Source organism: Bacillus luti (assembly GCF_001884105.1).
Taxonomy (GTDB): domain Bacteria; phylum Bacillota; class Bacilli; order Bacillales; family Bacillaceae_G; genus Bacillus_A; species Bacillus_A luti.
On record NZ_MACI01000088.1, the window covers coordinates 37,854 to 59,083 of the forward strand.

Genomic DNA, 21,230 nt, shown 5'->3' on the forward strand with positions numbered 1-21,230 from the left:
CCTACATTCCCCTTTACCCTGAAATTTTTGGTGTTGATGCTAATAATGTTTTTGTATAAGAATGTTGTGGATTACGGAATACTTCGTCCGTATTTCCAAATTCAACAAGTTCTCCTTTATATAGGACAGCCACTTTTTCACATAAATAGTGAACCATCGGTAAATCATGTGCGATAAATAAATATGTATAGCCTTGCTCCTTTTGAATTTTTTGCAGCAAATGCACAATTTGAATTTGCAGTGAAACATCTAATGCTGAAATTGGTTCATCAAGGATCAATACTTCCGGCTCACATAATAAGGCTCTTGCAATAGCAATACGTTGGCGTTGTCCTCCACTAAATTCATGTGGATAGCGATCAATATATCGTCTATCTAATCCAACACGCTCTAGCGCATCACCTGCTACTTTATCCTTCAATCCTTTATCACCGAGTCCGAATGAAATATAGCCTTCTGTTACGCTATCGCGTACTTTCCAGCGTGGATTTAATGCAGCTGTCGAATCTTGAAAAATAAACTGTACTTTCTGCAAGAAATCACGCTTATGAGCTGCCTTCAGCTTGTGAACAACTTGACCGTTATAATCAATTTCACCAGACGTTGGACTCTCGATCCCAGCTATGAGCTTTCCAAGTGTTGTTTTTCCTGAACCACTTTCGCCAATAATGCCAAGTGTTGTTCCTTTAGGAATAGAAAGTGATATATCTTTTAACGCTGTAATTTCTTTATTTTTACTTCCATACGTTTTCCTTACTTGCTCTACAGTAATTAAGTCTGTCGTCATGAGGCATTCACCTTCTCTTTTGATTTCGCTTTATCATGCTCCAGAATATGCTGCCAGCAATGTGAGCTATGCTCCCCAGAATATGTTGTTCTCTCCGGGAAACGATGAATACATTCTTTTATTGCTACCGGGCAACGATTTACAAAAGGACACCCAAAGCTATTTAATGTTTCAATGGAAGGTGTCGTTCCTTCGATTGCACGTAATACTTTTTCGGAATCGTCCATATTCGGAATTGCTTGTAATAAGCTTTTCGTGTATGGATGTTTAGGGGAACCTATCACTTCCTGTATCGTTCCTTTTTCAACAACACGTCCCCCGTACATCACAACTACTCGATCCGCTACTTCACGTACAAGCGCCAAATCGTGAGTAATTAATAAAATACTCGTATTTTGCTTTTCCTTTCTTTCCTTTAATAACTCCATAATTTGTTTTTGAATCGTTACATCTAATGCTGTCGTAGGTTCATCCGCAATAACGAGCTTTGGGTGGCAAGCAAATGCAATTGCTAAACAAATACGTTGCCTCATACCCCCGCTTAATTGATGTGGGTACTGTTCAAAGCGTTTCTCCGGTTCATGTATCCCTAAATCTGTTAACAAGTTAATCGCTATTTTCTTTGCTTCTCTTTTCGATTTTTTCTCATGTTGCAAAATTACTTCTGTAATTTGCCGTCCCACCTTCATCGTCGGATTTAAAGATGAAAGTGGGTCTTGAAAGATAAAAGAAATATCTTTCCCACGAATTTGATTCCATTCTGATTCTTGTAGATTAGTTAATTCCTCTGATTCAAAAGATATATTTCCATCATCAATGTGAATAGATTCTTGATTTAATCCGATAATGGATTGTGCTGTAACACTTTTCCCTGAACCACTTTCTCCTACAAGTGCAACTATTTCACCTTCGCTAATAGAAAAGGAAACATGCTTCACAATTGCTTGCTTACTATTCTCTTTTTCAACGGCTAACGTTACGTTTTCTAAAGATAAGAGCTGTCCCATGTTTTTTCTCCTTTCGATTCCGTTTTACGATTTTTGGATCAATTGCATCTTGTAAACCATCACCAATTGCATTAAATGCGAACATGATGAGAGCAATCATTAGCGATGGGAAAAATAGTTGCCACCACTCCCCGCTCAATAATGTCCCAAGCGCATCATTTGTCATCGTCCCCCAGCTCGCTGCCGGTGATTGCACCCCAAGTCCGATAAAACTTAAAAATGATTCCGAGAAAATTGCTGCTGGGATTGTAAATGATAAATTCACGATAATAATGCCAGTTAGGTTCGGAATGATATGTCCGTATATAATTTTCATATGTGATGTGCCTAATCGCTCCGCTGCAATAACAAATTCTCTTTGCTTTAAAGATAAGACTTGCGCCCTAACAAGACGTGCCATACCAATCCATCCTGTTAATGCAAGAGCGATAATGATTGTAAAAAGTCCTGGTTTCATAATGATTAATAGTAAAATAACAATTAATAAATATGGGATACCGTATAATACTTCAATCCCTCTTACAATCCACTCATCAATTAACGTGCCAAGGCGATTACGCCCTCTCACATATCCACTAAATCCTCCGATCAGTACACCAAGTCCTATATCAAGAACAGCTGCTACTAATCCAACTACTAGTGAAATTTTCCCACCAGCCCAAGTACGCGCCCAAATATCTCTACCTAAATCATCTGTTCCAAACCAATGCTCACTACTAGGTGGTAAGTTTGTCGCCTCTTTTATTTGTTCACTTGCAGTGAAAGGAGTTAAACTTTCACCAATAAGAGAGAAAATAATAATGAGCAATAATGTTACCGTCCCTAGAACCGCGATTGGATTTGATACAAATTTACGAAACACTTCTTTTTTCTGGCTAATCTTTTGCTGCTCTTTATGTATCGTTAGTTCTTTTTTCTCTTCATTCGTTAATAACTGTTTATTAATTTCATAAGCTCCCATTTAAATATGCCCCCCTCCTTACGTAATAGAACGAATACGCGGATCAACAATACGATGAATAATATCTGTAATGAAAATACAAGAAATTAATAATGCACTATAGAAAATTGTCGTTCCCATAATCACCGGATAATCCCTGTTAAAAATACTGTCTACAAAATATTTTCCGAGACCAGGAATTGCAAAGATCTTTTCAATAATGAAAGTCCCTGTTAAAAGTCCAGCCATTAACGGTCCAACAAATGTAAGTACTGGAACAATTGCATTTCGAAGGGCATGCCTCATAATAATCTTCTTAATCGGTATACCTTTTGCTCTTGCTAGCTTAATATAATCACTCTGTAGTACTTCGATCATATTAGAACGAACAAACCTTGTAATAACCGCGATTGGCCCTAACGCTAATGCAAAGGATGGCAACACCGTATGTTCGAATGTCCCCCAAGACGCTACTGGTAAGAGCTCAAATTGAATAGCGAGTATTTGTATAAATAGTGGTGCTAAAATAAAACTCGGAATAGAAATACCAAGGATTGCAAGTAAACTCACACCATAATCAATTACCTTCCCATGATAGAGAGCAGCAAATGTACCTGCAGCAATTCCGACTAGCAACGAAATAACAAGTGCTTGTAGACCAATAATTGCTGATGGACCAAAGCCAGTTGTTATAATTTCTGATACACCTTGCCCGGTTGATTGAACAGATTCACCAAAATCAAAATGAACTACGCCGTCTAAATACGCAACATATTGATTCCATAACGGTTCATCAAGGTGATACTTCGCTCTCATATTCTGCACAACTTCTGCTGGAAAGATCTTTGCATCTGATGAAAATGGATCCCCCGGAATAATGTGCATAATCAAAAATGTTACTGTTGTAATAATCCATAGTGTAAATACCATAACTGATAGTTTTTTAACAACATACACTCCAATAACCCCCTAAACTCATAAATTTACTTTGTTTTATTCATGTGCTTTTCCCATTACTCCCTTTTCTCTTTTTAGAATACAAAAAGCCTTGATCTTAAAAAATAAGATCAAGGCTTAATAAACAAAGGCCCATCACTTATCTTTCAAGACTTGCTTGCTGGAATTAGCACGGTGTTCCTGTTACAGAACCCGCTGCTGAGGTGTCATAGGGCCAGTCCCTCTACCTCTCTGGATAAGTAAATTGCTATATTATTATTTGGTTCAAATTGTATATTTCGAATTATAATTCTGAAAAAATGAAAAGTCAATCAAATTGGATATATTTAGAAAAATCAGTTTTTGATAGAGCCCTTTATCTAAATCGCAGTTTTTCACTTATAATAAAAAGAAATTATATTAAAGGAGTTATACGATGGATCCGATACTTCTGGCAACTATAGGATTACCGTTAACAATCGTCATCCTTGTTATCATTGGATTTTATAAACTTTTCATTAAGAAGAAAAGTATCACCTCTTTTTACACACCCTTCGATAACATTACTGGACAAACTATTTCAGAATTTCATGAAGAACAGAAAGTATTAGTATCTGAGGATGAAGACGGAGATGGCAAGAAGAAAAAATAACCTTGCACACGCAAGGTTATTTTTTCGCTTCTGTTTGAAAACGTTTATAGTATGTCGATGCTGTTGCAAAGTTAATTTCTATATCACGAATCAATGATGAATCTTCTTCTTTAGCTAACTTTTGTAATTTTTTCATCGCTTGTTCCGATTCCTTTAAGAAGCCAACATATAACTCATGTTCTTCCTCTTTCGATTTTGGAACATGAATTTCTTTACGTATATTATCAATATCTTCTAACATGCTCGTTGTTACCTTTTGCACGTCTTCTTTATATGTAGCATTCGTTATTTCCTTACCGCCCTTTTCTTTTGCCACTTCAAATAACTGCAGTGCTTTATTAATTTCTTTATTCATTTTCAAATCGTATTTTTCATGTACTGCACGGTATTCTTTCATCTCTTCTGTTTGTTCAGTAGACTGCTCCACCTTTTCTTTTGGTTCTTTCGTATCTTTATTTCCATTACATCCTGCTAGAAGGATCATACTTCCCATTACAGCAATACCCAAAACCTTCTTCATCTCTAATTCTCCTTTTATCTACAACTATTACTCATTATAGTTTCTTTTATCTCCACTTGTTATTATACCGAGAACATCCTACTTTTTACACTTAAGACGATATCGTAATATATATACCAACATTTTTGTCACAGTATCGTCACTTTATGCAAATAACTTTTGCATCACTTTACTCTATCAACTTGCACATAGATAAGAGTTATTTCAAAAAAATTAAAAAAGAGCTGATTCAAATATTCCCTTTGAATCAGCTCTTTTTATTAAGCTTCTACATTTTGTTTTTGTTGCAGTTCAAACTGCTTTTCACTTCTTCTTGCCATAAATAAATAACATAGCACAGCACCAATTTCACAAAGAGCTATCACAACTCCCATCGGCAATGCTGTATCACTTCCACCAATACCTACTAGCGGCGCTACAAGTGCTCCTGAAATGAACTGTAATAAACCTAATAAAGCCGATGCTGTTCCTGCTGCTTGTTTTTGATTTCTCATCGCTAAAGAGAAACCAGTTGTTGATACAACCCCAACACTTGATACAACGAGGAATAACGAGCATAACACACCAATTAATCCTATTCCTAATAAGATTGTCAGTAGTAAAGATAAACCACCAACAGCTGCAATAATAATACCAGCAACAAATAATGTCTTCTCATTCACTTTCCCCGCTAAACGACCCGTTACCTGACTAGCAATAATAATACCGATACCGTTGATTGCAAAGAATAAACTAAATTGCTGTGGTGATGCTCCGTATATGTTCTGTAACACAAATGGTGAGCCCGAAATGTACGCAAACATTGCCGCCGTTACTAATCCCTGTGACAATGCATATCCCATAAACAAGCGATCTTTCAGAAGCTTTCCGTATGTTGCCAATGTCCCTGACAAACCACCTGTCTCTCTTTCTTCAGGAGGTAACGTTTCACGCAATACGAACGTCGCTGATATTAACATGAATACACTAATTGCTCCAAGAACGATAAAGACACCGCGCCATGTTGTGAACTGTAACAATTGTCCTCCAATAATCGGCGCCAAAATAGGTGCTGCTCCATTTACTAACATGAGCAGCGAGAAGAACTTCGTCATTTCAGAACCTGAGTACATATCACGTACCATTGCACGTGATATAACGATACCGGCAGACCCTGAAGCGCCTTGTAAGAAACGTAAAAGCACTAAACTCCAAATAGATGGCGCTACAGCACAAAGTAAAGAAGAAGCTACATAAATAATAAGAGCAATAATAAGAGGTTTGCGCCTTCCGTAAATATCACTAATTGAACCGATGAATAATTGTCCTACTGAAAGCCCAAGCAAACAAGCCGTCAATGTAAGCTGCGCTAGGGATGCACCTGTTTGCAAGTCATCCGTTAATTTCGGTAACGAAGGCAAATACATATCAATAGATAATGGCCCAATCGCCGTAAGTGTCCCTAGTACAAGAATCATCCATAACCTGTTTGTCTTTACAGGCTTATATATTTCCTGATTAACTCCATTCACTTTTTCCGTTCACCCTTTCCTATACATACTGAATCGTAACAATTATAGTTACAACATAAACATACGTCAAGTATAGCGCATTTTCCTGTTTAATTCTGTAAAAAAAAAGCGATAGAATCTCTATCACTTTACTTGTTCAAATTACTATTTGTAAATTTAGATACGGAAGACATCGCCTCTCCTGTATCTAAATATGTGATTTGAATTGGATCTCCCACTTCTGTAAACATAGCATACGGGAATTTTTTCGCAGGTATCATAAATACTTTTTGTTCATTTTCTAACAGTACGTATACGATCGTATTTTCACCTGATTTTTCTTTATATACTCGTTGTACAATACCTTCTTTTTGCGCTTCTTTTCCATTTGAAGTCGGTCTAAATGAATCTCCACTTCCGCTCAGCGCATTTTTATAATTCTCCAGCGCCTCTTTTTGCGTCGAACCAGTTGCAAATATTTTTGCATTAGAAGCATAGATAACTGTATGAGCACGTACTAATCCGCCGTCATCAATAACAGGTACAATCCAAGAAGGTTTACCGTACACGTTATAAATAACCGGCATCGTTCCATGCCATTTCTCTCTCTTAAAGGAATTATCCACTACTTCCGAAGCAGCTGAACCATCCATAATTCCCTTTACTTCTTTTCCGTTATAGTAATACAACTTACCTGTACGCGCATCAATAAGCGAGTAACCTAATGCAGAATCTACTCCTTCTTTCGGAGAGGTGAAATCAGTAAAGTAATATAATGTTCCATCCTTACCGAAGATTGGCGTAACTCCTTCTTTCGTTCCCCACTCAGTCGGGATCTTCATATCAGTTTGCGAGAATTTCGTATTCCAAAATCCGTGAATATATTTACCGAAATACGTATTTAATGTAGATGCGGTCTCGTGATTTAATACGCCATCAACAAATTTAGGTGCCTTTCCTTTGTCGTATCTTTTCACTTCGCCTGTTTGTGCGTCTACTACTACAACGCCCTCTACTTCAAATCCAGATCTTCCTGAAATAAATTCACCATACGTCATTGTATAATACGGTTTCCCTTTATCATCAACTTCAAATTTAGGTTTCCCTTTAAAGATTAAATTTGGTTCCGCTTGCCTTACAACACGCTCTAAATTATTACCGAAGAACATGCTTGGCACATATTTCATTTTATAACCAAGGTGTAGTTTCGCTTCAGCATCAGGATTCGTACCTGACATCGTAACGTACCCTGGGATTGTTTCAGCTTTACGCGCTTTAAAAAATCCTGAAACTTCAATCGGCGCTACATATAAAGCTTCACCATTTACCATTTGTGGCGTTAATTCTCCTAGCTCAAAATAAGCTACTTTCGGAATATCCCCAAATACTTTTTTCATCTTATTCTCCGCTGTCTTTGGCGGTACTGTAAACGGCTGATCATTTTCAGTAAATGGTTCCGAAATCTCTTTCTCTATCTTAACAACCGAATCATATTTCGTTTGCGTAATTACTACATCATGCAAATAACCAAAATAGCCGTAACTTGCTAGTAAAATAAACATTAGAAGTCCTTTTAACGTGCCTTCTAATTTCCCTATCTTATCTTGTGAAAATAAAACAAGCCCAATTAAAATTGCTACTGCAACAGAATAATGAGTAAGAATCGAATCTACTCGATCATCAATTAACCAAAGATATTCATAGATTGCTATACCTATCCAAAATAAAATAGGGATAACTAAAATGGATGATTTCTTACCCTTTACAACCTTCTCATCCCCTTTCTGATCCACCGCTCGAAGTTTATTACTACCGCTTCGTGTCCATGGAATCAAAAACAAAGTGAGAATAGCTAAAACTAAAAATTTCATCAAAGGCAATGTCCCCTTTTCTTTTATTTTCCCTTTCAGTATAACAAATAAAGGTTAATCAGGTAAAAATGGGAATGATTATATTTTTTTACTACTTAATACAACGCCACTCACTACATATAAGATAGATGCAATGTAAAAAATCGTACCAATCGTAAAGAAATCTACTAAATATCCCGTTGCAATAATCGCTAATGCCCCGCCAATCGATGTCCACACATGGTATTTTCCAATCTCATAACCAGCCTTTTCCTGCGCAACCTTTCGTGCTAGTGACGTTTTTTCTGTATTACGCTGCACAGCACCTAAAACCCCCATCACAATTTGAAGAATATATACATGCCAAACTTCACTCGCAATAGGAAAACAAAGCATTACTATTGCCATGGACCAAGCGTATATGATTAATAATTTTCTATCTCCTACTCTATCAGACACCTTTCCTACTAGTGGATATACAAGTGCTGCAGTTAAAGCAAATAAGCCATAAGCCCAGCCAAACTGCGAGAAGCTATTTCCAACATTTCGAAGCAGTAGAATGTAAAAAGGAAATACCATACTTCCCGCCATCATAATGATGCTTTGTGAGGCTACAAATCTTCTATATGTCATTTCGTATACTCCCTATAAAATAAATTCACAAATCGCTCTTCTGGATCTATGTCCTTTTTCTTCTGAAGAAATTCTTCTATACGAGGATATGCCTTCTTTAACTGATCTTTCATTGGATAAGAATAATACGGTAAATAGTAACTACCGTGATATTTTAAAGTAACATCGATCATCTTCCGAATGATACCTTCTGTTTTCTTTATCTCATTTTCAGAGCGTCCTTGATTAATTAAAAGAACTAACGCAAACATATCATCTTTCGCATAGGATAAAACTGCATTTTCATTCTTTTCCACGTAACGAATCGTAATATTGAGCAAATTCAGTTCTTCTTCACTTAATATGGTACGTAAATCATCTATATATTCTGTGAAGGAATCTACAGGAACAAAGTATTCTTGTAACACTTCTGTACGGTTCGGATTTTCATATTCCATAAAGGCACTATCTGATCTCATAACATTATTTCGTGTCTCAAACTGTCCGTCTGTACGTTCAAAATAACTTCTTTGTATATCCCAAAATGTATTCTTTCCCCACTCACTATAACGTGATAACCCAAGCAAAAACTTCGGTGCAGCTATAATATTTTCTTCTTTTAACTCACTGTATTCTTCCAGCCTCTGCTGACTTTCTGCCAATACATAATCTGTCACATACATTTCTTTTAAAAATGAATTTGGAGCAACAGAAATACGAGCTAAGTGCATACGAACATTTTCATCTTTTTTCACTTTCTCTTTGAAATAAGACGTGTATTCTTTATAATCTAGCATTTTCGTATGCATTTCATATAATTCATCATCTGTTAACTTCAAGGTCACATCTAAAATGACACCAAATAACCCGTAACCGCCAATGACATAAGGAAATAATTCCGCATTCTCTTCTCTACTTACATTGCGTACAGTACCATCTGCCATTAATAGTCGAAATGATTCAACTGTATCAATCAATGCTTCATGACGAATATCACGACCATGTACATTAACACTTAATGAACCTCCAACCGTAAAAATATTTTGCGACTGCATCACCTGAACCGCAAGACCATATGGATTTATTTTCTTTTGAATATCATTCCATGTAACACCGCTTTGTACCCTAATCCTCTTTTTCTCTGGATCAAACTCTAATATTTCATTATATCCTTTCATATCAAGCATCGTACCGTTCGGATAATACGTCTGTCCGCCTTGGCTATGTTGCATACCTGCAATAGAGATCTTCTCTCCTGAAACTTTTGCATCTCGCACTAAATTTATTAACGACTGCTCCTCTGTAGCACTTTCAACACGTTTTATTTTTGTCGGAAGTAATTTACCTACATCACTCATAGTAGGATGATTGAGCTGTTTTTTATACGTATGTATAGATGCTGTTAACAACACCGTATACGCTATAACGACAACTACTATCTTTCTTTTTTTCAAATGGCACTCTCCTTATTGGCAACAAAAAGAGATACCCTTTCTTTCAGGTACCTCTCTTACAAGTCTTTACTTTGCTGCTGGCAGCTGTATTGGATCAAATTTCTCATACGATGTGAATTTTGCATCCGTAATAATGTGTGCTTTATCCTCACCATTACTACTCATAACCATATCTATCTTTGCTGATTCATATTTAAAGTCTTTTGTAATAATATATTCTGCATCCACTTCTGCTATCTTTGCATTTTGTGCTTGTAACATTTTCTTCTGCGTTTCATCCATGCTAGTTAACATACTTTCTGTTTCTTGTCCTTTTAATGTGAATTTCAGTTTATATTTATCTCCGCTTTTCTCCATCTTCATTTTATCTAAAACTACTGCTGGCACTTCTAAATTATCTACAATATCTTGCGTTGCTTTCATTCCGCCCGCATTTAATTGCTCCTCCGGTACAGATATAACTTCTCCTGTATTAGGATTTTTCACCTGACCAGCAACTTTGCCATCCACTGTATAAACTACAATATCTGTACCAGACACATTCATTTCAGAACGAGAATTCTTTTTCTTCGGCTCTAATTGCATTTTCGCCTTCATTACATTCATCTCTGTTCCTTCAGCTTTTATCCCCACATCATATGTCATCGTTACATTTTCTTCATTTTTAAAAGCATCATTCGCTTTCTTGAAAACATCCTTTGCTGCTACTTCCTTTTCTTTCTGAACTGATTCTTTCTTCGGTTCATCAGTTTTTGTCGTTTTCTCATTACTACACCCTACTCCTAGACCAACTGTAAGTGCTAAGCTTGAAATTAAAATAAGTTTCTTCATAACGTCCCCTCCTTCCCAAAATAATATCATCCCTTTTCTTACGAAATCCATATAATTCGTAATATTTCTCCTTAAATTTATTCGCTATATAACAACATGTTTGAGGAAAATTTCAAATATGATGTAAAGAAAACAACTAATTTCAGGAGGTCATTATGAAAGCGATTATTTGCACAAAGTATGGACCACCTAATGTTCTAAAGCTCCAAAATGTAGAAAAACCTACACCTAAAAAGAACGAAGTATTAGTTAAAATTCATGCAACAAGTGTAACGACTGGAGATTGTAGAATACGCGATTTTAATAGCCCACCCTTATTTTGGATTCCTATGCGGATTATATTAGGTTTAAAAAAACCGAGAAAACCTATACTTGGCGTAGAATTATCCGGTGAAATCGAAGAAGTTGGAACGGATGTAACTCTATTTAAAAAAGGAGACCAAGTTTTTGCATTAACAGAGCTTAATGTCGGTGGCTATGCAGAATATACATGTGTACATGAAAGTGGATTAATAGCATTAAAACCTAATAATGTGACGTATGAGGAAGCAGCAGTTATTCCCTTTGGCGGAACTTCGGCACTACACTTCCTAAGAAAGGCCCGGATAAAAAGGGGGCAACAAGTGCTAATATACGGCGCATCTGGATCAGTAGGAACAGCTGCCGTACAACTTGCTAAATATTTCGGCGCAACCGTTACAGCTGTTTGTAGTCATTCAAATTTTGAACTAGTGCAATCTTTAGGAGCGGATAAAGTAATCGATTATACGAAAGAGGATTTTACTAAGCAGGGGATAAACTATGATATTATATTTGATGCAGTTGGAAAACATAATAAATCCCTTGGAAAAAAGGTATTAACGCCTAATGGTATATATGTATCTGTTAATGGCATGATGGCAAAAGTAAGTAAAGAAGATATGTTTCTACTAAAAAGACTAACTGAAACAGAAAATTTAAAGCCCGTTATTGATAGAACTTACCCGTTAGAAGGAATTTCAGAAGCCCATATGTACGTAGAGACAGGGCGCAAAAAAGGGAACGTTTCGATTACCATAAAATAAAATATTTTCTGAAAATAACATTGACAATTCTTTTTGTAAGATTTACTATTAGTACCATATTAAAAAAACTACATACACATACTCTTATCAAGAGTGGCGGAGGGACTGGCCCGATGATGCCCGGCAACCGAGCTTATAACGTATAAGCTAAGGTGCTAATTCCTGCAAAACGAGTTTTCGTTTTGGAAGATAAGAGAGGAACCTATTTCGTCTATTCGGCACCTCTCTTATTTTGAGAGGTGCTTTTTATTTTGGAACGTATATTAAGGGGGAATTATAGATGAAAAAAGTATTACTAAGCATTGTAAGTGGAGCTGTACTATTATTAGGTGCCTGTAGCGCAGGTTCAGATAAAGAAGTCAAAGCATTAGATGAGAAAAAGATTACTGTCGGTGTAACAGGTGGACCGCACGAACAAATTTTTGAAAAGGTAAAAGAAGTTGCAGCAAAAGATGGTCTCGAAATTGAGGTAAAAGTATTTAATGATTATGTAGCACCAAACGTATCTTTAGATGAAAAAAGCCTTGATGTAAATAGCTATCAAACGAAATCTTATTTGGATGTATTTAAAGCCGAACGCAATATGAAATTAACTGAAGTATTTTCAACAGTAACATTCCCTATGGGTGTATATTCTAAAAGCTTAAAAGATATAAAAGAATTAAAAGAGGGCGATGCGATTGCTGTACCAAACGATCCGACGAATGAACTTCGAGCTTTGAAACTATTCGAAAAAGCAGGGGTTTTAAAGGTTGATCCAAAGGCCACAGAAAAGGCAACTGCGAAAGATGTAATTGAAAATCCAAAAAAATTAAAGATTGTTGAATTAGAGGCATCTCAATTACCGACACAACTAAGTGAAGTGAAAGCAGCTGCAATCAATACAAACTTTGCATTAGGTGCAAAGTTAAGTCCAGCGAAAGATTCTATTTTCCGTGAGGGAAAAGATTCACCATATGTGAACTGGGTCGTTGTTCGTACTGAAAATAAAGATGATGCTGTTGTAAATAAATTAAAGAAAGCTTATCAATCTAAAGAAGTAAAAGAATTTATCGAGAAAAAATTTGATGGTTCTGTTTTACCGTCTTGGTAGGAGCTGACTATAATGATCGAATTAAAAAATATTTCCAAAGTATTTTCAACAAAAAAGGGGAATGTCGAAGCTCTTAAGTCAACTTCTATTAAAGTGGCAAAGGGCGAAGTATTTGGAATCATCGGATATAGCGGTGCTGGTAAAAGTACATTAATCCGCTGTGTAAATTTATTAGAAAAACCAACAACAGGAAATATCATTGTAAACAATCAAGACTTAACAACTTTATCGGCAAAAGAACTAGCAAAAGCAAGACAAAAAATCGGGATGATTTTTCAAGGATTCAATTTACTTAAAACTGTTACCGTTTATGAAAATATCGCATTACCGTTACGCCTTGCTGGCATTCCAAAAGCGGAAATTGAAAAAAGAGTAGAAAAGTATTTACGCATTGTCGATCTTTTTAATCGAAAAGATGCATATCCAAGTGAGCTTTCTGGTGGCCAGAAACAACGTGTTGCGATTGCTCGTGCACTATCACATGAACCTGAAGTGTTATTAAGTGATGAAGCAACGAGTGCATTAGATCCAGAAACAACCGATTCCATCCTTGATTTGCTATTAAAGATTAACGAAGAAATCGGAATTACGATTTTACTCATTACACATGAAATGAATGTTATCCAGCGTATATGTGACCGCGTTGCTGTTATGGAACATGGATCTGTAGTCGAAAGCGGAACTGTAAAAGATATTTTCACAAACCCACAACATGTAACAACGAAGAAATTTGTAAATAGCGCATTTGCAGCAAAAATTCCAGAAGAGGTACAAAAAGAACTACAAACTACTGGTGAAATTGTAACACTTTCTTTTATAGGACATTCTTCAGGTGAGCCAGCATTAGCTGTCGCTACGAAACGTTTCCAAGTATATCCGAATATTTTGTCCGGTAATATTACACAGTTAAAACATGAGGCATATGGGAAACTTGTCGTTCATATGCAGGGTGAAAAAAATGAGGTAAACCGTGCTTTATCATTTTTACAAGAGCAAGGAATCATCGTAGAAGGAGGTAGAACAGACTATGGGAAACAAGTCCTTTTTGGATGAATGGGGTAAAGTCATATGGGAAGCAACAATCCAAACATTTCAAATGACATCTATTTCATTACTTATCTCGATCCTTATTGCACTGCCACTTGGTGTTACACTTGTTTTAACGAGACCTGGTGGACAGCATGAAAATAAAATCATCTATCCTATTCTGAATACGGTTATTAATGTCATTCGCTCTCTTCCATTTATCATTCTATTATTCTTTATTTTACCTTTCACAAAGTTTCTAATGGGAACATCCATTGGCGTGCAAGGTGTTATCGTACCGCTTGTCGTCTTCACAGCCCCTTATATCGCACGTTTAATGGAGACAGCTTTACTAGAAGTAGATCGCGGTGTTATTGAAGCTTACCAAGCGATGGGCGTTTCTACTATAAAAATCATTTGGCACGTTATGGTGAAAGAAGCACGTCCCTCCCTTGTACTCGGGTTAACAATTGCAACGATTGGCTTAATCGGCGCAACAGCAATGGCTGGTCTTGTAGGTGCTGGCGGGCTAGGTGACTTAGCATATCGCTTCGGGCATTTACGCTACGAACCTGAAGTAATGTATGCAACAGTCTTTATTCTAATTATCCTCGTTCAAGGATTACAATCTTTAGGAAATGGTGTTGCACGAAGACTGAAAAAAGATTAAAAAAGAAGGTATCTCACTAGAGGGAGATACCTTCTTTTTATCTTTTAAATCCACCTTCTGAATGAATAACTTGTCCAGTAATCCACTCTGCTTCTTCGCTTACTAAAAACTTAATAAGCCTTGCTGCATCCTTCGGCTCACCAATTCTACCGAAAGGAAACATTGGTTTTAATCCTTGCTTTATCTCTTCAGTCATCCACCCTGTACTAGTTGGACCTGGATTAATTGCATTCACTGTTATTCCTAAATGAGCTACCTCAGCTGACAACGAACTAGTAAGAGCGTCAATAGCTCCCTTCGTTGTTGCATACGCCAATTCTCCAACCATAGGCCCTTGAAATTGTCCCGAAGTCATATTTACAATTCTACCACCAGATTTTTTATCAAATCCTCGGGCAAATTGACTACTGAGCAATGTAGTCGCACGAATATTTACCATGTAATGCTTATCTAGTTCTTCGGCAGTCAAATTAGAGAAATCATTATTCGTAGAATACGCTGCATTATTAATTAATATATGAGGGTATCCTAGTTGTTCAGTAACTTTATTTATAAGCTGCTGGGGTGCATCGTTCCGAGTTAAGTCTAACTCCATGTTCGATACTTTGATGCCATTTTTTAATAACTCTTCTTTTAATTGTATTTGTTCGTTTTGCTCAACGCCCCAAGGCATCTCTTTATCATACTCTGTCCAATACGTAAAAAATATATCGTATCCTGCCTCAGCTAATTCTTTACAAATCGCTGCTCCTATACCATCTAGACGACTTACACCTGTAACAACTGCTACTTTATGTTTTAATTGGTTCATCATATACTCCTCCAAGTTTAAAGGACGCATATTTTCTATAAGAGATATAAAATTTTCCCACAGAGGCATCTATCCTTACAAAGGGATGTACAAGCTAAATATGCAGTCCTTGCATGATTTACAGATAACTAAATAAACCCTCACTTATGAGAGAAAAATTCATCTATCTACTTTCGAATCATTACAAGTTCATCCACATATTAAGTCCTTGTCTCCTCTCCATATATCTCCAATTTTATTTTAACATTACAGATTTAATATTTCAAAAAACGAAATAATTACTCCTATTCATGAAGTATCATGTACTATAAACCGTAGTTAATAACGAATTTGAATTTAAGTGTATACATTTACTATTATCTATTCGTTGTATAAGTGTAGGGAGGAAAAATGATGGGAAAAGAAAATATATTGACCTCCTATCTTATCAATTTAGGAGAGGAAGTGTTCAAACTATTATTAGCGAAAGGGGCTATAAAAGAAGATGCAGAAGACATCATCCAAAATACTTTCTATAAAGTATATACGTTGCTAGATGACCTAACCGAGAGTAGCATACGACCATGGTTTTTTAGGGTCGCATTAAATGAATACATTGACTTGAAGAGAAAAAAAGAGCAACAAAATATCTATTTAACTGAAGAAATTTATTCAAAACTACAATATACAGACCGAGAATTGGATGCTGTTTTAAATAAAGATGAGATTTTCTATTTATTAAAAGATATAAAACTAGAATATAAAGAAGCCTTCTTTTTAAAATATTATTATGATTTTTCATATGAAGAAATCGCCCTAATACTAGATATTCAAGTGAACAGTGTTAAACAAAAATTACATCGTGCACGTAAAACAATTCATTCTACAGTAGGAGGAAAACCTTAATGGATACTTCTTTAAAAGATGCATTAAAAAAAGCTAAAAGAAAACAGTTACTAAAAATCATCATTACTTCTATTATCGTTGTAATCATGCTGATCCCTATAATGTACAAGGTTGGCAATTACTTCGCAGCGAAAAGCTCTACGAAGCTTCACGAAAATCTCTTTTTACATAACGCAATTGCAGAACCGAATGTGCAAATTGATTCTCAAGTAACGAGTAATTCATCTATGTTTGGCGGCAATATTATATCAAACCGTTCCAAAAATGTTAACGGTTATGTAGTCCCATGGAACACATTAACAAGCTCTTATGGTTGGTTCCTGACTCATATTGACTTCAATGAGTTAACTCCTGGTTTCTATTGGTCCAGGTCCAATGCAGAATTTTATGAGTACGATAAACAAACAAAGAATAAATTTGCGACATTTTATAACCCGAATATTAAAGATTATCATGATGGTGTCCAAAATGAATTAGGTGAAGTTTCACAAATGAACAACTATGTTGCCGAAGTTGCCATCTCTTTCAATCAACCCTATACATTAAAAGAAGTTCAAACAAAAATACCAGATAACTTAAATATCGTATGGCTATATATGACCTCAACCATTGGAGATGAAAGTAAAGGACCTGCCGGTATGCCAGTTTACGGATTCAATCCAGACACGTCCCCTAAAGAAGCGTACAAAGAGTTCGTTGATTCACTCAACCAATACGATGACGGTGGGCATGACGAAGATATCCAGAAATTCTTAAAAGCAAACAAAAACAAACCATTCGATCAAGTGAAAATTTTAGGTGTTATGCTAACAGGAAAAACGGAAAACTTTAAAGCATTAGAAAATCAAGATTTTATTCGCGGTGCTTCTGTAGGGGTGACTGCGCAAGTTGTTCCTTATATAAAACCAGAGAAATAATACGTAATGCCCAGATACACAAAAAAACTACATGAATCTGTTTACTCTGGGAGCTCTCTACTAAAATAGATAGCTCCCATACCACATTTATTCTTCACCTTCCAAAAATAAATTTCAAAATGCTTTATGTACAATTTTACAAATAAAAAATCATAAACTTGTTCACATTATATCCATTGTGAATTTTTTCACATTGGATATATAATAAACTTGTAAATACAATATTGGAGGGATTTCAATGGTTATCAATTTTTTAAGAACTGATAAACGTGCTACTTTCATATTATTACTTTTACGGCTTTACATAGGATATACATGGCTCGCTGCTGGGATAGGCAAAGTCTTCGGACAATCTTTTGACGCAAGTGGTTTTCTAAAGGGCGCTATCGCTCAAGCATCAGGTGATCACCCTGCAGTACAAAGTTGGTGGGCAGATTTTCTTCAACATTTTGTCCTTCCAAACGCAGACCTATTTAGCTTTTTAGTTCAATGGGGAGAAATTTTAGTAGGTCTAGGTTTAATTTTAGGCGGATTAACAAAAACAGCTGCATTTTTCGGAATCATAATGAATCTTTCATTTTTATTAAGCGGAACTGTTAGTGTAAACCCAAACCTGCTTATTTTGACTATGTTCATTTTAGTTGCAGGGCAGAACGCTGGACGTATTGGATTAGATGGCTATGTTTTCCCTAAAATTTTCCGTAAAAACAACCACGGAACATATAAATTAAGTAAAACTGCGTAGTAACAGTTTACTCTTAAAATATAAATAAGAAAAAGAGCCTGAGTATAGGCTCTTTTTCTTATTCATCCTAATTTAAACTTTTAACGAGCCACGGAATCCTCTGGCAGCATAATAGGAGTCTGCTCCATTGTGGTACACGAAAACGTGCCCGAAGCGGTAATCGCAAAATAGAGCACCACCGAGTTCTCTAATATCTGAAGGTGTTTGTACCCAACTCGATGATTTCATATCAAAATCTCCAAGTTGTTGTAACTCCCGATATTGTTCTTCAGTTAATAGTTCAATACCCATAGCGGCTGCCACATCAATAGCGTTATTTTCTGGTTTATGCTTCTTTCTTGATTCTAACGCTTCAAGATCATAACAAAGGCTTCTGCGGCCTTTAGGACTCTCCTTTGAGCAATCGCAGAAAATATACTCGTCCTTCTCTTCATCGTAACCAACAACATCCGGTTCACCGCCCGTTACTTCCATTTCGTTAAGTGACCATAACTTTTCAGGGCTAGCATTCAGCTTTACCTCAACTTTAGCCCATTCAAGACCTTCATGGCGATTCATGCTTTTCTCAAAACGAGCTTGTAATACTTTTATTAGTTCTTCACGTTGTTCTACCGGTAGCACATTTTTATTCTCTGTCATATTAGTCCTCCGAATTACATTTCCTTATAATCATAATGGTTTGCATGCAGTTTACAACAAATTATATAATTTGTTGTATCTCTTTTTCAACAATCTGACCCGATTGCACAACGAAAAATCCCTGTGCGGATATCTATTATATAGTACTAAAACCCTCCATACTTTCTCCAAGAATATAGTGTGAAAACCACATCAAATTCTGCTTCATAATAGCTACATTCATTCCCGGTTGATCAGGACTATATGCCATTCCTTTAAATATAATTAATTCTGTATCAACTTCCATATCCATTAAGCCTTGATATAGGTCATATGCATTTGTAACCGGAATCCTTGCATCCTTTTCGCCATGTTGAATTAAGGTAGGCGTACAGGCTGATTTAATATACGTCATTGGTGATGTTTTCATATATATCTCTGGATCATTCCATGGAGTATTTCCTAAATGCATCCTAATGAAGTAAGGGATATCTGTATTTACGTAATGAGTACTCCAGTTCGTAATTCCGCCCCCAACTGAAATTGCCTTAAATCTGCTACTAAATGTAGAACAGAAAGCTGATATATATCCTCCGTTACTCCATCCCATAACTCCTACTCTATCTTTATCTACCATCCCTTGATCAACTAGCTTATCCACCCCTGATATAACATCATCGTAGTCAGCGATTCCCTGTTTTCTATAGTTTGCTTTTAAAAATTCATTACCATAACCAGAACTTCCCCTGTAGTTTGGTTCTAAAACGATAAAGCCTTTTTCAACAAACTGTTCAATCGGATATTTCTCATTGAAGCAGTCTGAAAATATCGGAAAAGATGCCCAAGCCGGACCGCCGTGAATTACTACTAATAAAGGATATTTTTGATTTGCGTCAAACTCTACTGGAGTTGATAAAACACCCTCTATTTCAAGACCATCACTACTTTTCCATGAGATGATTTCCCTGTTACTCTTAAGCTTCCCTTCGAAAAAGCTATTTTCATTTGTTATTTTTTTATCGTCCAAATAGATTTCAAAGGTTTCATTTGTTATAGCCTTACTATAGGTTATATAATTTCCATCCTTTGTTATAGAGGCATCCATTATAAAACCATCTACGTTGTCACTTAATGCTTTCATAGTGCCATCTTCAGCTAGTAATCCAATACAATAATTCGTTTTATCCTGCCATCTAATTAAAATCCCTTTAGCTGTCCATTGTAATGGCGTAACCGTACTATCAAAGTTTGTTAGGGGCTGAAGTACCTCTCCAGTATTCATATCATATATCTCTAACGTACTTTCTTGTATATGGTTTCTATAGTAATCCTTCTCTCTTATGCTTGCTGAGTAACATATTTTACTACCTTCAGGAGAAAAACAAATGCTCCCTCCCAACAACTTGCCTATATTCATTTTTTGTAGTTCCCTAGCTTCAACATCTAATATGTATAGATCACCATTCATATGATCGCTCGGACTTGGTGTAGCCATAAATACAACCTTTGTCCCATCATTTGAAATATCAAATCCATGGATATAAAAATCCTTACCATCAGTTAATGGATAACCACCGCTAATCTCTCGTTCCTCTTTATCATTTTGTATCTCTTTTTCCATTTCAATGTAATATAAACAATTATTCTGATGTTCCTTACCTACATATTGGAAATCTCCATATCGTTCCTTACGTTTCTTTATCTCCTCACATTCTTTTGATTGTGCAATATAATAAAAACCTTTACCAGTAGGCTCCCATTTGAATGTACTGATCCCTTCTTCCTCATCAGTAATTTGCACCCCACCGTAACCATCTAGTGACTTAACAAAGATTTGATTCCCATTACTAACAGGGCTAAGGTATGCAATATCCCTAGAATTTGGAGACCATAACGGGCATGTGCTATCTATATCCTCATTTGTTAATGAGAAACTCTGCTCCTTATCTTTTTCATATACCCATACATGATTCCTATATGTATTGCCTTTCCAGTTAGTCGTCTTCTTAACAAATGCTACATTCTTGCCATCATCACTTATATTTGTACTTAATACGGTTGGTAGCGAAATAATCTCTTCTATACTTAAATATGTTTTTTCTTTCACGTTCATTAATAAGCCCCCTTGTAATACCTAGTAATCTATCCTCTCTTCTTTTCATAATAAAGGAAATTGTTCACGAATACTTAAAATGATAATTAAAAATTCAGAAAAATTAAAGTGATACTTTAGTGGCGTACGGGCAGCCTGACTTCCTCCTATCGATTTTAGATGTTCTTTTTAACACAAAAATACCCCTTTAGATAGCTATATCTAAAGGG

At 36.1% G+C, this 21,230-nt stretch carries 21 protein-coding genes and 2 riboswitches; of the genes, 8 read left to right on the forward strand and 13 right to left on the reverse strand.

From position 1 onward, the window contains the following. Positions 1 to 13: 13 nt before the first annotated feature. From BAQ48_RS21800 to BAQ48_RS21815, 4 genes are read right to left on the reverse strand one after another with little or no spacing between them, the layout of a single operon-like run. Positions 14 to 787, reverse strand: a complete 774-nt coding sequence (locus BAQ48_RS21800; RefSeq protein ID WP_071712806.1) for an ABC transporter ATP-binding protein — start codon at positions 785 to 787, stop codon at positions 14 to 16. Then, a complete protein-coding gene (locus tag BAQ48_RS21805) occupies positions 784 to 1,794 on the reverse strand; it encodes an ABC transporter ATP-binding protein (RefSeq protein ID WP_071712807.1) in 1,011 nt (336 codons plus the stop codon). The genes BAQ48_RS21800 and BAQ48_RS21805 overlap by 4 nt, the downstream gene beginning before the upstream one ends. Beyond that, complete coding sequence (locus BAQ48_RS21810; RefSeq protein WP_071712808.1) at positions 1,751 to 2,755, reverse strand: ABC transporter permease; 1,005 nt, start codon at positions 2,753 to 2,755, stop codon at positions 1,751 to 1,753. Before BAQ48_RS21810 ends, BAQ48_RS21805 begins: the two co-directional genes overlap by 44 nt. A gap of 18 nt (positions 2,756 to 2,773) precedes the next feature. Beyond that, the gene (locus BAQ48_RS21815) at positions 2,774 to 3,691 is read right to left on the reverse strand and encodes an ABC transporter permease (RefSeq protein WP_071712809.1); all 918 of its coding nucleotides are present in this window, start codon (positions 3,689 to 3,691) and stop codon (positions 2,774 to 2,776) included. Positions 3,692 to 3,827: 136 nt separating this feature from the next. Beyond that, positions 3,828 to 3,933: riboswitch (SAM riboswitch) on the reverse strand. A gap of 173 nt (positions 3,934 to 4,106) precedes the next feature. Between BAQ48_RS21815 and BAQ48_RS21820 the strand changes: the two genes are divergently transcribed. After that, entirely contained in the window at positions 4,107 to 4,322 is a 216-nt protein-coding gene (locus BAQ48_RS21820) for a DUF3951 domain-containing protein (RefSeq protein ID WP_071712810.1), read from the forward strand. A gap of 16 nt (positions 4,323 to 4,338) precedes the next feature. Here the strand turns inward: BAQ48_RS21820 and BAQ48_RS21825 are convergent, their stop codons facing one another. The 6 genes from BAQ48_RS21825 to BAQ48_RS21850 all read right to left on the reverse strand — a co-directional run bounded on the left by BAQ48_RS21825 (position 4,339) and on the right by BAQ48_RS21850 (position 11,079). Then, a complete protein-coding gene (locus tag BAQ48_RS21825; protein WP_071712811.1) occupies positions 4,339 to 4,842 on the reverse strand; it encodes a hypothetical protein in 504 nt (167 codons plus the stop codon). Positions 4,843 to 5,102: 260 nt separating this feature from the next. Continuing rightward, the gene (locus BAQ48_RS21830; RefSeq protein ID WP_084064994.1) at positions 5,103 to 6,353 is read right to left on the reverse strand and encodes a multidrug effflux MFS transporter; all 1,251 of its coding nucleotides are present in this window, start codon (positions 6,351 to 6,353) and stop codon (positions 5,103 to 5,105) included. 128 nt (positions 6,354 to 6,481) lie between these two features. After that, positions 6,482 to 8,203 (reverse strand): DUF3981 domain-containing protein, encoded by a 1,722-nt coding sequence (locus BAQ48_RS21835; RefSeq protein WP_071712812.1) that lies wholly within the window; start codon positions 8,201 to 8,203, stop codon positions 6,482 to 6,484. Between the two features lie 78 nt (positions 8,204 to 8,281). Then, on the reverse strand, positions 8,282 to 8,815 hold the full coding sequence (locus tag BAQ48_RS21840) for an MFS transporter (RefSeq protein ID WP_000222353.1): 534 nt from the start codon (positions 8,813 to 8,815) through the stop codon (positions 8,282 to 8,284). Next, a complete protein-coding gene (locus BAQ48_RS21845) occupies positions 8,812 to 10,248 on the reverse strand; it encodes an FAD-binding oxidoreductase (protein WP_071712813.1) in 1,437 nt (478 codons plus the stop codon). Before BAQ48_RS21845 ends, BAQ48_RS21840 begins: the two co-directional genes overlap by 4 nt. Positions 10,249 to 10,314: 66 nt before the next feature. Further along, the gene (locus BAQ48_RS21850) at positions 10,315 to 11,079 is read right to left on the reverse strand and encodes a hypothetical protein (protein ID WP_033665394.1); all 765 of its coding nucleotides are present in this window, start codon (positions 11,077 to 11,079) and stop codon (positions 10,315 to 10,317) included. A gap of 155 nt (positions 11,080 to 11,234) precedes the next feature. Here BAQ48_RS21850 and BAQ48_RS21855 point away from each other — a divergent pair, with 155 nt between their 5' ends. The 4 genes from BAQ48_RS21855 to BAQ48_RS21870 all read left to right on the forward strand — a co-directional run bounded on the left by BAQ48_RS21855 (position 11,235) and on the right by BAQ48_RS21870 (position 14,932). Further along, the gene (locus tag BAQ48_RS21855) at positions 11,235 to 12,143 is read left to right on the forward strand and encodes an NAD(P)-dependent alcohol dehydrogenase (protein WP_071712814.1); all 909 of its coding nucleotides are present in this window, start codon (positions 11,235 to 11,237) and stop codon (positions 12,141 to 12,143) included. Between the two features lie 81 nt (positions 12,144 to 12,224). Beyond that, a riboswitch (SAM riboswitch) is annotated at positions 12,225 to 12,339 on the forward strand. 84 nt (positions 12,340 to 12,423) lie between these two features. Beyond that, the gene (locus BAQ48_RS21860) at positions 12,424 to 13,236 is read left to right on the forward strand and encodes a MetQ/NlpA family ABC transporter substrate-binding protein (RefSeq protein ID WP_071712815.1); all 813 of its coding nucleotides are present in this window, start codon (positions 12,424 to 12,426) and stop codon (positions 13,234 to 13,236) included. Between the two features lie 12 nt (positions 13,237 to 13,248). Further along, positions 13,249 to 14,289, forward strand: a complete 1,041-nt coding sequence (locus BAQ48_RS21865; protein WP_071712816.1) for a methionine ABC transporter ATP-binding protein — start codon at positions 13,249 to 13,251, stop codon at positions 14,287 to 14,289. After that, complete coding sequence (locus tag BAQ48_RS21870) at positions 14,264 to 14,932, forward strand: methionine ABC transporter permease (protein WP_048534860.1); 669 nt, start codon at positions 14,264 to 14,266, stop codon at positions 14,930 to 14,932. The genes BAQ48_RS21865 and BAQ48_RS21870 overlap by 26 nt, the downstream gene beginning before the upstream one ends. Before the next feature lie 37 nt (positions 14,933 to 14,969). On the opposite strand, the gene BAQ48_RS21875 is transcribed toward BAQ48_RS21870, so the two are convergent. Next, the gene (locus tag BAQ48_RS21875; RefSeq protein WP_071712817.1) at positions 14,970 to 15,746 is read right to left on the reverse strand and encodes an SDR family oxidoreductase; all 777 of its coding nucleotides are present in this window, start codon (positions 15,744 to 15,746) and stop codon (positions 14,970 to 14,972) included. 390 nt (positions 15,747 to 16,136) lie between these two features. Between BAQ48_RS21875 and BAQ48_RS21880 the strand changes: the two genes are divergently transcribed. From BAQ48_RS21880 to BAQ48_RS21890, 3 genes are all read left to right on the forward strand, one after another. Continuing rightward, entirely contained in the window at positions 16,137 to 16,628 is a 492-nt protein-coding gene (locus BAQ48_RS21880) for an RNA polymerase sigma factor (RefSeq protein ID WP_071712818.1), read from the forward strand. Beyond that, the gene (locus tag BAQ48_RS21885; RefSeq protein WP_071712819.1) at positions 16,628 to 17,545 is read left to right on the forward strand and encodes a sigma factor regulator N-terminal domain-containing protein; all 918 of its coding nucleotides are present in this window, start codon (positions 16,628 to 16,630) and stop codon (positions 17,543 to 17,545) included. Before BAQ48_RS21880 ends, BAQ48_RS21885 begins: the two co-directional genes overlap by 1 nt. 238 nt (positions 17,546 to 17,783) lie before the next feature. Then, positions 17,784 to 18,290 (forward strand): DoxX family membrane protein, encoded by a 507-nt coding sequence (locus BAQ48_RS21890; RefSeq protein ID WP_071712820.1) that lies wholly within the window; start codon positions 17,784 to 17,786, stop codon positions 18,288 to 18,290. Positions 18,291 to 18,362: 72 nt separating this feature from the next. Here the strand turns inward: BAQ48_RS21890 and BAQ48_RS21895 are convergent, their stop codons facing one another. Both BAQ48_RS21895 and BAQ48_RS21900 read right to left on the reverse strand, forming a co-directional pair. Continuing rightward, on the reverse strand, positions 18,363 to 18,929 hold the full coding sequence (locus BAQ48_RS21895; RefSeq protein ID WP_071712821.1) for a DUF4256 domain-containing protein: 567 nt from the start codon (positions 18,927 to 18,929) through the stop codon (positions 18,363 to 18,365). A gap of 136 nt (positions 18,930 to 19,065) precedes the next feature. Then, positions 19,066 to 21,021, reverse strand: coding sequence for a S9 family peptidase (locus BAQ48_RS21900; RefSeq protein WP_071712822.1), 1,956 nt, complete (start codon positions 21,019 to 21,021; stop codon positions 19,066 to 19,068). Positions 21,022 to 21,230: the final 209 nt, after the last annotated feature.